At 44.0% G+C, this 13680-nt stretch carries 12 protein-coding genes, 2 tRNA genes and 1 pseudogene; 8 read left to right on the forward strand and 7 right to left on the reverse strand.

Annotated features, from left to right (window positions below; genetic code table 11):
- Positions 1-16 precede the first annotated feature (16 nt).
- From HMPREF9389_RS00145 to HMPREF9389_RS00130, 4 genes are all read right to left on the reverse strand, one after another.
- On the reverse strand, positions 17-586 hold the full coding sequence (locus HMPREF9389_RS00145) for a GNAT family N-acetyltransferase (RefSeq protein ID WP_032906669.1): 570 nt from the start codon (positions 584-586) through the stop codon (positions 17-19).
- 338 nt (positions 587-924) lie between these two features.
- Entirely contained in the window at positions 925-1179 is a 255-nt protein-coding gene (locus HMPREF9389_RS00140; protein WP_002931465.1) for a DUF1912 family protein, read from the reverse strand.
- 26 nt (positions 1180-1205) lie between these two features.
- The gene (locus tag HMPREF9389_RS00135; protein ID WP_002931466.1) at positions 1206-2567 is read right to left on the reverse strand and encodes a DUF438 domain-containing protein; all 1362 of its coding nucleotides are present in this window, start codon (positions 2565-2567) and stop codon (positions 1206-1208) included.
- A gap of 2 nt (positions 2568-2569) precedes the next feature.
- The gene (locus tag HMPREF9389_RS00130) at positions 2570-2800 is read right to left on the reverse strand and encodes a DUF1858 domain-containing protein (protein WP_002931467.1); all 231 of its coding nucleotides are present in this window, start codon (positions 2798-2800) and stop codon (positions 2570-2572) included.
- Positions 2801-3053: 253 nt separating this feature from the next.
- Between HMPREF9389_RS00130 and HMPREF9389_RS00125 the strand changes: the two genes are divergently transcribed.
- From HMPREF9389_RS00125 to HMPREF9389_RS00110, 4 genes are all read left to right on the forward strand, one after another.
- Entirely contained in the window at positions 3054-4481 is a 1428-nt protein-coding gene (locus HMPREF9389_RS00125; RefSeq protein WP_002931468.1) for a helix-turn-helix domain-containing protein, read from the forward strand.
- 157 nt (positions 4482-4638) lie between these two features.
- Positions 4639-6147: a glycerol kinase GlpK gene (glpK, locus tag HMPREF9389_RS00120; protein WP_002931471.1), complete on the forward strand. Its 1509-nt coding sequence runs from the start codon at positions 4639-4641 to the stop codon at positions 6145-6147.
- 67 nt (positions 6148-6214) lie between these two features.
- Entirely contained in the window at positions 6215-8041 is a 1827-nt protein-coding gene (gene glpO, locus HMPREF9389_RS00115) for a type 1 glycerol-3-phosphate oxidase (protein WP_002931472.1), read from the forward strand.
- Positions 8042-8109: 68 nt separating this feature from the next.
- Positions 8110-8814 (forward strand): MIP/aquaporin family protein, encoded by a 705-nt coding sequence (locus HMPREF9389_RS00110; RefSeq protein WP_002931473.1) that lies wholly within the window; start codon positions 8110-8112, stop codon positions 8812-8814.
- A 160-nt stretch (positions 8815-8974) separates the two neighbouring features.
- Here the strand turns inward: HMPREF9389_RS00110 and rlmD are convergent, their stop codons facing one another.
- Complete coding sequence (gene rlmD / locus HMPREF9389_RS00105) at positions 8975-10366, reverse strand: 23S rRNA (uracil(1939)-C(5))-methyltransferase RlmD (protein ID WP_002931474.1); 1392 nt, start codon at positions 10364-10366, stop codon at positions 8975-8977.
- Positions 10367-10421: 55 nt separating this feature from the next.
- On the opposite strand from rlmD, the gene HMPREF9389_RS00100 reads away from it, so the two are divergent.
- From HMPREF9389_RS00100 to HMPREF9389_RS00085, 4 genes and pseudogenes are all read left to right on the forward strand, one after another.
- Positions 10422-11198, forward strand: coding sequence for an aminoglycoside 3'-phosphotransferase (locus HMPREF9389_RS00100; RefSeq protein WP_002931475.1), 777 nt, complete (start codon positions 10422-10424; stop codon positions 11196-11198).
- 26 nt (positions 11199-11224) lie between these two features.
- Positions 11225-12000: pseudogene (gene recX, locus HMPREF9389_RS00095) on the forward strand (recombination regulator RecX).
- 86 nt (positions 12001-12086) lie between these two features.
- Positions 12087-12620 (forward strand): DUF402 domain-containing protein, encoded by a 534-nt coding sequence (locus tag HMPREF9389_RS00090; protein WP_002896978.1) that lies wholly within the window; start codon positions 12087-12089, stop codon positions 12618-12620.
- Positions 12621-12746: 126 nt separating this feature from the next.
- Positions 12747-13064 carry a DUF960 domain-containing protein gene (locus tag HMPREF9389_RS00085; protein ID WP_002899683.1) on the forward strand — a complete coding sequence of 106 codons (318 nt, stop codon included), beginning with the start codon at positions 12747-12749 and terminating at the stop codon, positions 13062-13064.
- A 370-nt stretch (positions 13065-13434) separates the two neighbouring features.
- Here the strand turns inward: HMPREF9389_RS00085 and HMPREF9389_RS00080 are convergent.
- Positions 13435-13508: transfer RNA gene (locus tag HMPREF9389_RS00080), tRNA-Pro, on the reverse strand.
- Positions 13509-13554: 46 nt separating this feature from the next.
- A tRNA-Arg gene (locus HMPREF9389_RS00075) sits at positions 13555-13628 on the reverse strand.
- Between the last annotated feature and the right edge of the window lie 52 nt (positions 13629-13680).

Here is a 13680-nt window from a genome sequence, read left to right on the forward strand (position 1 = left end):
GAAATTTTCGAATGGTTCAACTACCATTTTTTTCCTCCCACTCACTCCTCAGCAATCCATATATCAAACCGTCACAGCGATTGCCTTGGGCATCTTTGCGGTCTCGGATGCGAGCTTCAAGGGTGAAGCCAAGTTTCTCTGCGACTCTTTGACTTTGAACATTGTAGCCAAAGCAAGTCAGCTCAATCTTATGAAGACCTAGTTCTTTAAAAGCTAGGTCAATCAAGGCACGCGCTGCTTCGGGCACATAACCACGTCCCCAATAGTCTGGGTGTAAGGTATAGCCAATCTCCAGCACATCGTCTTCGTGCCGATGGTTGAAATCGACAGAGCCGATGACCTTATCAGTTCCTTTAGCGACAATCCCATAACCTGCTGGGAGATTTTCCTTTTGATTGCGTTCAGGAAGGATATGCTCCAGATAATAAATCTCATCCTCCAAGGTCTTGACGGGCGGAAAGCCTGCTGGGTAGGAAACTTCTGGCCTACTGGCATAGTCAAAAATATCCACAACATCAGCCACGGTGCGGACTCGTAACACGAGCCGTTCTGTTTCGATTCGTTCTGGCAACTCTGCTCTTGTCATTCCTCCCTCGCTTTCTACAAAAAATCGCCCCTGCCATATCCATGACAGGGACGAATCAATATCCGCGGTACCACCCAATTTCGGGCAGTTGCCCGCAACTTTTCTCTTCTTCTTTCTCTTTTATGACGTCGTTAAGTCGCTTTGGCATACGCTAGTATAGCCTGCAGCTCCTTTCCTAGTCCTAAAAGGAAACAAAAAGACACTTTTATTTCAATTTTTCATCTCATCAGCAACCAGCTTTGAAACATTTGTGGACTTCTCAGCGCCGCCACTTTCTGTAAAATGCTTGACTCAAAACACCTCTGATGAACTTATTCTAACACCTTTCCAGTGAAAAATCAATAATTTCTCTCCCCCAAAAGTCCGTCAGGTAGGTCGTGGAATCCTTTGCCCGCCTGATAGTTAGCGAATTTCCCCAAAAGAAACTGATAGGCATCGATACGGCTTTCATAGCGAATGGCTGCTTCCTTAGCTCGCTCGTCCTGGTCTGCCTCGTAGACTGCCTGACTCTCCTTGAGGGCCATCTCGTTAATCATGACCTGGGTCTTGACCCAAGCTTCAAAGTCCTGTAAAAATTCTTGTTCGTAACTCATTTTTCTCACTTTCTAACTGCAAATACCTAGTCCAAATCTCGGTAAAAATCACTGTCAATATCACGGAAGGGCTGAATGTCCTGTACATACTCCAGCACCCCCTGAAATTCACCGGCCTCATCCCGCACCGCCGCATAAGTCACATGGACAAACTTGCCCCGCGATTCCGACTTGAACCACATCTCAAACTTGTCCCGCTCTCCCTCACGCAAAGCCTTGAAAATCCGCCGCACCTTGTCTAAAAACTTGGGCGGGTGACAGAGCTCGACATTGCGCCCTATCTGGGACGGTGTCCTCTTGAAAATCATCTCGTCTGCCGGCACGCTGTCATTATAATACTGGAAAATATCGTCCTTATTGACAAAGGTAATCTCCATGGGCAGATGGTCCAAAATCAGATTGGCCTCCGCCACTGACAGATAGCCATGACCAAAAGGCTGTTGTGAGTCCCGATTAAAGGTTTGCTCCTTCTTTTCCTTGGGCTTAAAGGAAATGGTGACCTGACCATCCGGCGTATCAATGACCTGCTGAAACCTGCCATCACTAGTCTGTTCTATACTGGCTGGCGCTTCGCTTCCTTCATCAGCAGCATCCCCAGCTTCCTCCTCCGAGAATGAGTGACGCGCAGGAATCCATTTCTCTGTCGGCTTGATGATGGCATAGCCATAAGAATCGCTCTCATCAGCAATCTTGAGCCAGTCATCCTGAGTAAAGGACTCGAGGAGAATCATGAGAAGAATGGACTCTTCCTTGAAAATCATAGCTTCAAACTCAGCAGCAAAAGTCTCAAACTTGTCCTTGACTTCTTGAATCGAAGTATCAGGCAGCTGCTCTGCAGCAATCTTAGCCTCTTGGAAAAGGTCCCGAATCTGATCATCTACCCCCCACATGACCTTGGGCGGCGAATCGTGACCGTAGCTCTCCATGATAGGAAACATAAGCTCTTCCTTGCGCTGATAGTGGATATCAAACTGCCCCACCAAACCCAGCTGGCGCTGGAGTCCCTTGCGGATTTCAGGGAGAAGCTCCTCATCTTCTGTGCTTTCATAGGTGGATAGGAGCCTACGAACTCGCATAAGGGCAGCCCGCAGCGCTAGATTTTCCTGCTTGAAGACCTGAACAGGATGGCCTGGATGGTCGGTATCAGCCACCTCCACATCCTGAATGGCACCTTTAAAGAGATTGGCATGGACATTGCAGAGAGACATGACATCTTCAAAGGTCACTCCCGTATCCGAGTTCATCAGCTCATGCTCCATCAGGCTGATTTCGATAGCGGACACACCCGCAAAATGCTCATTGAAGAGCTCCTGAACAGATTCTGCAGAAGCTCCATTATGTAGGTCCAGCAAGATTGACTTGAGGACTTCAATGCGTTCAGTAGCCATGCCTAAATCCCCACCACTTCATAGCCATTTAATTCTAGGGTTTGCTTGATTTTATTCAGGTCAATTCCATTCATGGCAGCTCCTTTTTTGATAGAAACCACGCGCCCGACTGTATTACGCATGACAGGATTGGCCAGAGGCGTAAAGCCCAACTCGACCAAAACTTCTAAAACTTCAGGCTGCTTCTCAATCACTTCTGCCACTGGGATAGACAAATCAATCACATTATCCATAGCTGCTCCCTCGTCGTCATTTTTCTACAATTATACCATAAAAAAGCTATCAGACCCAAAGCAAAAAAGTGAGAGAGATTACTCCTCTTATGCTTGTTCAAAAGAAATGGAATGGCGAATGAAGATAGACATGATGATAGACTTCTGCCTTCCATTATTGCCTCAGGCAACGATAAGAAAATATGAAGCACATTGCTTCGACTTTTTTCCCTTTTGTGATAAGCTAAGATTAGTGAATTGAGAGGGTTTTCGTATGTATCTTGCAGACTTAATGGAAAAGAGTGAAGCGGGGCAGTTTATTGTCCTGTCTTATTTACAGCAGCATTCTACATCCAGTTTGAAGGCCGTCATGTCAGAAACAGGCTTCTCGAAAGCAACCTTGACCAAGTACATTAGCCTGATTAACGACAAGGCTGTAGGCCATCATGCAACCTTATCCATCCAGCTTCAGGACGAAACGCTCAGTCTGTCCATCGGACCTGATACCAAGGGACGGGACATTCGCAGACTCTTTTTGGACAATGCCGTCAAATACCAGATTTTAAACTACTTGCTCTATCATCAGCAGTTTTTAGCCCATCAATTAGCTCAGGAACTGATGATCAGTGAAGCAACCCTCGGCCGCCATATATCTGGTCTAAATCAGATTTTATCAGAGTTTGATATTTCTATCCAAAATGGTCGCTTGAAAGGGCCTGAGCATCAAATTCGCTATTTTTATTTCTGCCTCTTTCGCAAGGTCTGGTCCAGCCAAGATTGGGAAAAGGAACTTCAAAAATCAGAAAGAAGGAAGGAAGTTGCCGTCTTAGAAGAACTCTGTGGAGCTCAACTCTCTCAAGGTCAGCGATTGGACTTGGCCCTTTGGGCACATATCACCCAACAGCGCCTAAGAGTCAATGCCTGTCAATTCCAAAACATTGAGCAGAAAATGCAGGGCTATTTTGAAAACATCTTCTATCAACGCTTGCATCGCCGAACAAATGATTTCTTTGCTGGACAGCACATCACACTAAGTCAGGAAGACGGAGAAATGATGATTTTCTTTTCATTTCTGCTTTCCCATCGGATTCTGCCTTTGCACACCATGGAGTATATACTGGGCTTTGGCGGTGAAATTGCCAGTCTGATTACGCAACTGATTCAAGAGATGAAGTCTCAAGACTTGCTAGGTGACTACATTGAAGACCAAGTGACCTACGAACTCAGTCAGCTCTGTGCCCGTGTCTTTCTTTTTCGAGGCTATCTCTTGCAAGACAAATACAAGCACAATCTGGAATTGCGCCATCCTTACTTATGGAGCGAATACGATTATCGACCAGTGGCAGACACTATTTTTAGCAAACTGCCTATTTTCCAACAGGGAACATCTCTGGATAAAAAGGTTTTATGGGAATGGCTCCAGCTGATGGAGTACATTGCTGAAAACGACGGTCAAATCATCAAGATAGGAATGGACTTGACAGATAGCTTTATCGTTGTTTCCAGGATGACGGCCATTTTAAGGCGGTATTTAGAGTACAATCGCTTTATTACGATTGAATCCTACGACCTTACCAGAAATTATGACCTCATCATCACAAACAATCCTATTCGTCAGGCCCAGCAGGTTCCTATCTATTATTTAAAAAATGACTTGGATTTGGAAGATTTGGCACAAATCCGTCACATGATATTTCATTAAGAAACTTGGAGAAATCCAGGTTTCTTTGTGATTTTCGCACAATCTCCTCAGATTTTTTTAAAATTTAAAAAAAGTTGATAAAAAAGAAAGCGTTTTATTTTATATACTAGTTACTGTAGAGGAAATCTCCTCAAGATTTTTACTAGGAGGACAGTTCATGTCACAAGAAAAATACATCATGGCCATCGACCAAGGAACTACTAGTTCCCGCGCCATCATCTTTAACAAAAAAGGAGAAAAAGTTAGCTCCAGTCAAAAAGAATTTACTCAGATTTTCCCTCAAGCTGGATGGGTTGAGCACAATGCCAATGAAATTTGGAACTCCGTGCAGTCCGTTATCGCCGGTGCCTTCATCGAAAGTGGAGTCAAACCTAATCAAATCGAAGCTATCGGAATAACCAACCAGCGTGAAACAACTGTCGTCTGGGATAAGAATACTGGTCTTCCTATCTATAATGCTATCGTTTGGCAATCTCGTCAGACTGCTCCTCTGGCTGAACAGCTGAAAAGCCAAGGCTATGTGGAAAAATTCCATGAAAAGACTGGTTTGATTATTGACGCTTACTTCTCTGCTACCAAGGTTCGCTGGATTTTGGACCATGTAGAGGGAGCGCAAGAAAGAGCTGAAAAGGGCGAATTGCTCTTTGGTACTATCGATACCTGGCTGGTTTGGAAATTGACTGACGGCGCGGCTCACGTGACTGACTACTCAAATGCAGCCCGTACCATGCTCTATAACATCAAGGATCTTAAATGGGATGATGAGATTTTGGAAATCCTTAACATTCCAAAGGCTATGCTTCCAGAAGTTCGTTCTAACTCAGAAATCTATGGCAAGACTGCTCCATTCCATTTCTACGGCGGAGAAGTTCCAATTTCTGGTATGGCTGGTGACCAGCAGGCGGCTCTCTTTGGACAGTTAGCTTTTGAGCCTGGTATGGTTAAGAATACTTATGGAACAGGTTCTTTCATCATCATGAATACTGGGGAAGAGATGCAGCTGTCTGAAAATAACCTCTTAACAACTATTGGCTACGGTATCAATGGAAAAGTTTACTATGCTTTAGAAGGTTCTATCTTCATTGCCGGAAGTGCTATTCAGTGGCTACGCGATGGTCTTCGGATGGTTGAAAATTCACCAGAATCTGAAAAATATGCTCTAGATTCTCACAACAATGACGAAGTCTATGTCGTACCTGCCTTTACAGGACTGGGCGCTCCCTACTGGGATCAAAATGCACGTGGATCTGTCTTTGGCTTGACCCGCGGAACCAGCAAGGAAGACTTTATCAAGGCTACTCTGCAATCCATCGCTTACCAAGTACGCGACATCATTGATACCATGCAGGTGGATGCCAAGACTGCTATTCAAGTGCTCAAAGTCGACGGCGGTGCTGCTATGAACAACTTCCTCATGCAGTTCCAGGCTGATATTCTGGGAATCGATATTGCCCGTGCTAAAAACTTAGAAACAACTGCTCTCGGGGCAGCCTTCCTAGCAGGACTGTCAGTAGGCTACTGGAAAGACTTAGACGAACTCCGCACTCTCAATGAAACTGGAGAACTCTTTGAACCATCTATGAATGAATCCCGCAAGGAACAACTCTACAAAGGATGGAAAAAAGCCGTTAAGGCAACTCAAGCCTTTGCAGAAATCGACGACTAATACTGATTCATATTTTGATAATCCAGTCAGTAGAAGCATGAAATGACTAAGTTAGAAAGTGTGTATTATGGAATTTTCAAAGAAAACACGTGAATTATCGATAAAAAAAATGCAGGAACGCACCCTGGACCTCCTGATTATTGGCGGAGGGATTACTGGTGCTGGGGTAGCCTTGCAAGCGGCAGCTAGTGGCCTGGAGACCGGTCTGATTGAAATGCAGGACTTTGCAGAAGGGACTTCTAGCCGTTCTACCAAATTGGTCCATGGTGGCCTTCGTTACCTCAAGCAATTCGACGTAGAGGTGGTCTCAGATACAGTTTCTGAGCGTGCTGTGGTTCAGCAAATTGCCCCTCATATTCCAAAACCAGATCCTATGCTGCTTCCTGTCTACGAAGAAGAGGGTGCTACTTTCAGCCTCTTCCGTCTCAAAGTGGCTATGGACCTCTACGACCTCTTGGCTGGTGTTAACAACACTCCTGCTGCCAACAAGGTCTTGAGCAAGGAAGAAGTCCTAGAACGAGAACCTGAACTCAAGAAGGAAGGCCTGGTCGGCGGCGGTGTCTATCTTGACTTCCGCAACAACGACGCGCGCCTCGTGATTGAAAATATCAAACGCGCCAATCAAGACGGTGCCCTGATTGCCAACCATGTCAAGGCAGAAGGCTTCCTCTTTGATGAATCTGGAAAGATTACAGGCGTTGTTGCGCGTGACCTCTTGACGGATGAAGTCTTTGAAATCAAGGCACGCCTAGTTATCAACACAACTGGACCTTGGAGCGATAAGGTACGCAATCTGTCAAATGATGGTAAGCAATACTCACAAATGCGTCCAACCAAGGGTGTTCACTTGGTGGTTGACTCTAGCAAGATCAAGGTGTCTCAGCCAGTCTACTTTGACACAGGCTTGGGAGACGGCCGGATGGTCTTTGTTCTTCCACGTGAAAATAAAACCTACTTTGGTACTACTGACACCGACTACACTGGCGACCTTGAGCATCCAAAAGTAACACAAGAAGATGTGGATTACCTCTTGGGCATTGTCAATAATCGCTTCCCAGAAGCAAACATCACGATTGACGATATCGAAAGCAGCTGGGCAGGTTTGCGTCCTCTGATCGCAGGAAACAGTGCTTCTGACTACAATGGCGGAAATAACGGTACCATCAGCGACGAAAGCTTTAACGCACTGATTGCGACTGTTGAGAGCTATTTAGCTAAAGAAAAATCTCGTGAGGATGTCGAGGCGGCTGTTACGCAACTCGAAAGCAGCACGTCTGAAAAACACTTGGATCCTTCTGCCGTGTCTCGTGGTTCCAGCTTAGAACGTGATAACAATGGCCTCTTGACCCTTGCTGGCGGTAAGATTACGGACTATCGTAAGATGGCGGAAGGCGCTATGGAGCGCGTGGTTGAAATCTTAAAAGCAGAATTCGACCGCAGCTTCAAGCTCATCAACTCGAAGACCTACCCTGTTTCAGGCGGAGAGCTCAATCCAGCAAATGTAGATTCCGAAATCGAAGCTTTTGCTCAACTCGGTGTCTCACGCGGCTTAGACAGCAAAGAAGCCTTCTATCTTGCAAACCTTTATGGTTCAAATGCTCCTAAAGTCTTTGCCCTCGCACACAGCATCGAACAAGCACCAGGTCTCAGCCTGGCGGATACCTTGTCACTGCATTATGCTATGCGTAATGAATTAGCACTCAGCCCAGTTGACTTCTTGCTTCGCCGGACAAATCACATGCTCTTTATGCGGGATAGTTTAGATGCGATTGTAGAGCCTGTTCTGGACGAAATGGGACGATTCTACGACTGGACAGAAGCAGAAAAAACAGCTTATCGAAACGATGTTCAAGCTGCCCTTGCAAATAACGATTTAGAAGAATTAAAAAAATAGAAAGTACGAGAAGAGGCGGTAGGCAAAACAACTGTCTGCCTCCCCTTCTTTTAAATGGAGTAACATAAATGATGAAAGAAATATTTGGCGAATTTTTAGGAACACTGCTCTTGCTCCTTTTGGGAAATGGCGTAGTTGCAGGTGTAGTTCTTCCCAAAACTAAGAGCCACAATTCAGGCTGGATTGTGATTACCATGGGATGGGGGATTGCCGTTGCCATCGCTGCTTTTGTATCTGGCAACCTTGGCCCAGCCCATCTGAATCCTGCCCTCACTATCGGAATAGCTCTAAAAGGTGATTTACCTTGGGCATCTGTTCTTCCTTACATCCTTGCTCAATTTGCAGGTGCTATGGTCGGACAGTTCCTCGTCTTCCTACAGTTCAAACCTCACTATCTAGCTGAAGAAAATCCGGCTAACGTTCTGGGTACATTCAGCACAGGACCAGCTATCAAAGATACCTTCTCTAACCTGATTAGTGAAATCCTTGGAACTTTTGTTCTTGTACTCACTATCTTCGCTCTTGGACTTTATAAGCTGCAAGCAGGCATTGGTACTTTTGCAGTCGGAACGCTGATTGTCGGTATTGGTCTCTCACTTGGTGGAACAACAGGCTATGCCCTCAACCCTGCTCGTGACTTAGGACCTCGCATCATGCACAGTCTTCTTCCTATTCCCAAAAAAGGAGATGGCGATTGGAGCTATGCTTGGATTCCGGTTGTCGGACCAATCATTGGTGCCGTCCTTGCAGTCCTAGTCTTTGGCTTATTCTAATATAATTGATTACCATTAGAGAACACTTGACGAGTGTTCTCTTTTTGTGACTAATTGATTAGGTGGAGACTAACATTTCGAACTTACTCTTCCAATTTGACAAAAGAAAAGACTTAGTTCTGTATTACAGAAAACTAAGTCCTTTTTTAAAGCAATTTTATCAACTTTTGTGAGTCCTTCCTGAACCCATACGAATACTGTCTTTCTTGGATAATTTCACCACTGCCTCGGTCCGAGCGGTATGCGGAAACATATCAACTGACTGGATGTAGTGGACATCGTAGACCCTACTGAGTTTGACCAAATCCCGAGCCAGAGTTGAGACATTACAAGAAACGTAGACCATCTTCTCAGGTGCATAGCGGACAATCGTCTCCAGCAGCTTATCGTCCAGACCTGTTCGAGGCGGATCGACAATCAAGGCATCCGCCCGATAGCCCTCAGCGTACCAGCGAGGAATAATCTCCTCTGCCGTCCCAGCCTCGTAGAGCGTATTGTCAAAGCCCATGCGTTTCGCATTGCGTTTAGCGTCTTCAATGGCCTCAGGGATGATGTCCATGCCACGCAGAGACTTAACCTTTTTAGCAAAGGCAAAGCCGATGGTCCCCCCTCCGCAATAAGCATCAATCAAATGGTCTTCTTTCGTCACATCAAGCGCCTTAACCGCCTCCCCGTAGAGCACCTCTGTCTGCTCAGGATTGAGCTGATAGAAAGCCCGAGGCGACAGGGAGAACTCATAGTCCAGCACTCCTTCTTGGATAGCCTCTTCCCCCCAGATAATCTCTGTCTTATCCCCATAAATCTCACTGGACTTGCTTGTATGATAATTGACCGCCACTGTCTCCAGCTCTGGAAATTCAGCTACTAGATCTCGAACGACTGGAGAAAAGTCTAGCTTGCGCCCTGTCACAAAAATCATTTGCACCTGACCCGTCTTTCTGGCTCTGCGAATCATGACCGTGCGTACTCCAGCTGTCTTTCTCTCATCATAGATAGGTAGCCTGTACTTGCCTAAAAGCCGAGCCACCTTATTGATGATCTGTTGCGTTACCTTGTCCTGAACCAGACAGTTTTTCAGTGAGACCAGATAGTGGGAATTCTGGGCATAGAGCCCCGCCTTGACCTCATCCTTGAACTTCCGAGTCTGAAACTGTAGCTTGGCCCGATAATAGAGCGGCTCCTGCATACCAATGGTCGGACGAATCTCATAGTTCTCATAGCCTGCTGGCGCAAATTTTTTCAAGGCCTGACGCAGCAAATCTTCCTTAAACTCCAACTGCTTGTCATAGTGGAGGTGCATGATTTGACAGCCCCCACACCTATCATAAATCTCACAAGGAGCTTCCACCCGAAATTTTGACCGCTTGTTGATGGTCAAGAGCTTGGCCTCGATAAAATTACGCTGAACCTTGGTCACCTGACAGTAGACTTCCTCGCCTTTCAAAGCCCCTGGCACAAAGACCAGTGTTTTCTTATAAAATCCAATCCCTTCCCCATTAATCCCCATTTTCTTAATTTTCAAAGGGATTCTTTGCTTCACTTTCACATTCATGCTTCTATTATACCATGCCGCCTCGTATTAGTTGAGAATATGTTACAATAAAAGTATGAATACAGAAAAAATATCCCTCCCACTAGCACATTTCCCTGAGCAAATACGAACTTATCTAGAGGGGGCCAATTTTTACGACAGCTCCTCACATTCTGCAGCCAGTGTTTTCTATGCTGATACGGGCTATTATTTGAAAATCGACCAAAAAGGCCAGTTAGCCCAAGAAGCCACACTTGCCAAATGGTTTGAGAAGCAAGGACTCGGTGTACCTGTCATTCACTACCTGACAGCAGATAAAGACTACCTTCTGACTAAAGAAGCCGAGGGCAAGGACGCCCTAGCCTTTCTCCAACAGCCAGAAGAACTTTGCCAAACGATGGCTGTCACACTCAAAAAACTTCACAGCCTCCAACCCCAGCATTTCCCAATCCAGCATAGCCTCCAACGCTATAAAGGACAAGCAGAGGAAAATTATCGGAAAGGCTGCTTTTATCAAAAAGCCTTGCTGCCTCAATTTCACATCTCAAGCCGTGAGGAAGCATACCAGCTTATCCAAGAGCAGGGAGACCTACTGACGTCAGACTCCTTGATTCACGGAGATGCCTGCTTACCTAATTTCATTCTGAAAGACACAGACACCTTCTCCTGCTTTATTGATGTTGGCCTCGCCGGCCTTAGCGATCACCACATTGATCTTTACTGGGCAATCTGGTCTCTTACTTATAATTTATCTGAACCTAAATATGCAGAGCTATTTCTTGACTACTATGGCCGGAAGGATGTTGATACAGACAAACTGCGCTTGATAGCTGCCTTTGAAGCATTTGGCTAAAAGAAAGGACTTTACCAAAATCCCCTATGAAAATCACAAAAATCGAAAAGAAAAAAGACTCTACCTCTTGGAGTTGGACGACAGTGAAAAGCTTTATATCACAGAAGACACCATCGTTCGCTTCATGCTATCTAAAGGAATGGAAATCACAGAGCAGGAGCTATCAGAAATTCAAGACTATGCCCAATTTTCCTATGGAAAAAATCTAGCCCTCTATCATCTTTCCTTCAAGCAAAGAACTGCCAAGGAAGTTAAAGACTACTTAACACAGCACGACATCCAACCAGAAATCATCAGCCAAGTCTTGGACAATCTAAAAAAGGATAATTGGATTAATGATAGAAAATATGCTAACTCTTTTATCCAATCCAACCTTCTCACTGGTGACAAAGGCGCTTTTGTTCTCAAGCAAAAACTCAGTCAAAAAGGGATTTCTAGCACTATCATAGAGGAAGAGTTGAGCCAGTTTGATTTTACTGAATTAACAGACAAGGTTGCCGAAAAGCTGCTCAAAAAACACCAAGGAAAACTGCCCAGCAAAGCCTTACAAGATAAAATTCTTCAATCAATGATAAACAAAGGTTTTTCATACAGCCAGGCCAAAACCGCCTATCAACATTTGGAAATCGAAGAGGACCAAGAAAATCAGCAAGAGCTACTCTATAAAGAGTTAGACAAGCAGTACCGCAAGTACTCAAAAAAGTATGACGGTTATGACTTAAAACAGCGTCTGACCCACGCTCTAGCACGCAAAGGCTATGATTTCTCCGACATCGCTAGCGCCCTGAGAGAATATCTTTAAGATTTCCAATGAAAACTTATGCATTTCTATGAAAATATGTTACAATATAGAAGATGAACTTATAAATTGTAGAAAGTTGGTAAGTTATGAAACTTCCAAAAGAAGGCGACTTTATTACAATTCAAAGTTATAAGCATGATGGGAATCTTCACCGCACCTGGCGAGATACCATGGTACTAAAGACAACAGAAAACGCCATTATTGGCGTTAATGACCACACACTGGTAACAGAAAGTGATGGCCGACGTTGGGTAACACGTGAACCTGCCATTGTCTATTTTCATAAAAAATACTGGTTTAATATCATTGCCATGATTCGCGACAATGGAACTTCATACTACTGCAACCTAGCCAGTCCATACTATCTGGATAATGAAGCTCTAAAATACATTGACTATGATTTAGACGTCAAAGTCTTTGCTGATGGTGAAAAACGCCTGTTGGATGTAGAAGAATATGAACGCCACAAAAAGCAGATGCACTATTCTGATGATTTGGATTTCATTCTCAAAGAAAATGTCAAAATCCTAGTTGATTGGATTAACAACGGAAGAGGTCCATTTTCAGATGCTTATGTCAATATTTGGTACAAACGTTATGTTGAACTAAAGAATCGATAAAGTTGTCAAAGAGCGCAAGCTCTTTTTCTTTTGTCTAATTCAGACCTGACAGAAGTCAAATTCTTGCAATCTCAAGCATTTTCGGGTATCATATAAGAAAATCCAGACTGTAAGAAAGGAGTCTCTATGGCATTTACAAATACTCTTGGCCGATATGCCAGCTTTGGCATCATGACGAGCCTCCCTGAAGAAATTGTCGACTCATTCTGGTATATCATTGATAACAATCTTAAAGGGGTATTTGAACTTCGCCCAGTCCTCAAGTTCGAAATCATCAATCGACAAGGAAGAGTATCTCTACGATTCTCACAAAAAAACTTCAACACCATTATTTCATTTGATTTAAACTATCAATTTGACCCTTTCTTTCCTAGAAAAGTCTACATCGTTGATAACAAGGGCAAAGAAACCATTATGCTATCTGATGAATACTCTTTGATGTAGTAAATCAAACTCAGCACATATAAAAACCTCTGAAGGCAACAAACACTGCTATCAGAGATTTTTTATCTTTAATATTATTCATCCCAAATGGAAAGTATATTATAGCAGTAAGATACATACAAAACTCCCGGAACACTAGTCTTTAAAAAAATCTAAACCCGATTAAATAATCAAAACCCTTACTTTCAAATAGGATTATATAAAGAAACAAGACCAGTAGTTCTAAAAGATTGTATTGCTTATTAAATCCGACTATAACTAAGGAGTCTTAAAAACAACATAAGTTAGCTAAGTCATAGATACTGAATACACAGTTTTCTTGAAAAACAAAAAAAGATAGATCAGTATATCTATCTTCTATGTTATCTAGTCGGGAAGACAGGATTCGAACCTGCGACACCTTGGTCCCAAACCAAGTACTCTACCAAGCTGAGCTACTTCCCGATATTTAAACAATCTAAAAACGGAGCCCTAAGACTTCGCTTCCAAATGCACCCTAGAGGAGTCGAACCTCTAACCGCCTGATTCGTAGTCAGGTACTCTATCCAGTTGAGCTAAGGGTGCTCACTATTCATATTAAATTAATTATAGCAAAACTTAAGAAAAAATCAAACAA

The organism is Streptococcus sanguinis SK355, from assembly GCF_000212855.1.
GTDB classification, from domain to species: domain Bacteria; phylum Bacillota; class Bacilli; order Lactobacillales; family Streptococcaceae; genus Streptococcus; species Streptococcus sanguinis_A.

What these genes read in the sequence shown, in the direction of transcription:
- HMPREF9389_RS00145 (WP_032906669.1), bottom strand. Translation starts at nt 586, where the DNA reads ATGACAAGAGCAGAGTTGCCAGAACGAATCGAAACAGAACGGCTCGTG.
- HMPREF9389_RS00140 (WP_002931465.1), bottom strand. Translation starts at nt 1,179, where the DNA reads ATGAGTTACGAACAAGAATTTTTACAGGACTTTGAAGCTTGGGTCAAG.
- HMPREF9389_RS00135 (WP_002931466.1), bottom strand. Translation starts at nt 2,567, where the DNA reads ATGGCTACTGAACGCATTGAAGTCCTCAAGTCAATCTTGCTGGACCTA.
- HMPREF9389_RS00130 (WP_002931467.1), bottom strand. Translation starts at nt 2,800, where the DNA reads ATGGATAATGTGATTGATTTGTCTATCCCAGTGGCAGAAGTGATTGAG.
- HMPREF9389_RS00125 (WP_002931468.1), top strand. Translation starts at nt 3,054, where the DNA reads ATGTATCTTGCAGACTTAATGGAAAAGAGTGAAGCGGGGCAGTTTATT.
- glpK (WP_002931471.1), top strand. Translation starts at nt 4,639, where the DNA reads ATGTCACAAGAAAAATACATCATGGCCATCGACCAAGGAACTACTAGT.
- glpO (WP_002931472.1), top strand. Translation starts at nt 6,215, where the DNA reads ATGGAATTTTCAAAGAAAACACGTGAATTATCGATAAAAAAAATGCAG.
- HMPREF9389_RS00110 (WP_002931473.1), top strand. Translation starts at nt 8,110, where the DNA reads ATGATGAAAGAAATATTTGGCGAATTTTTAGGAACACTGCTCTTGCTC.
- rlmD (WP_002931474.1), bottom strand. Translation starts at nt 10,366, where the DNA reads ATGAATGTGAAAGTGAAGCAAAGAATCCCTTTGAAAATTAAGAAAATG.
- HMPREF9389_RS00100 (WP_002931475.1), top strand. Translation starts at nt 10,422, where the DNA reads ATGAATACAGAAAAAATATCCCTCCCACTAGCACATTTCCCTGAGCAA.
- HMPREF9389_RS00090 (WP_002896978.1), top strand. Translation starts at nt 12,087, where the DNA reads ATGAAACTTCCAAAAGAAGGCGACTTTATTACAATTCAAAGTTATAAG.
- HMPREF9389_RS00085 (WP_002899683.1), top strand. Translation starts at nt 12,747, where the DNA reads ATGGCATTTACAAATACTCTTGGCCGATATGCCAGCTTTGGCATCATG.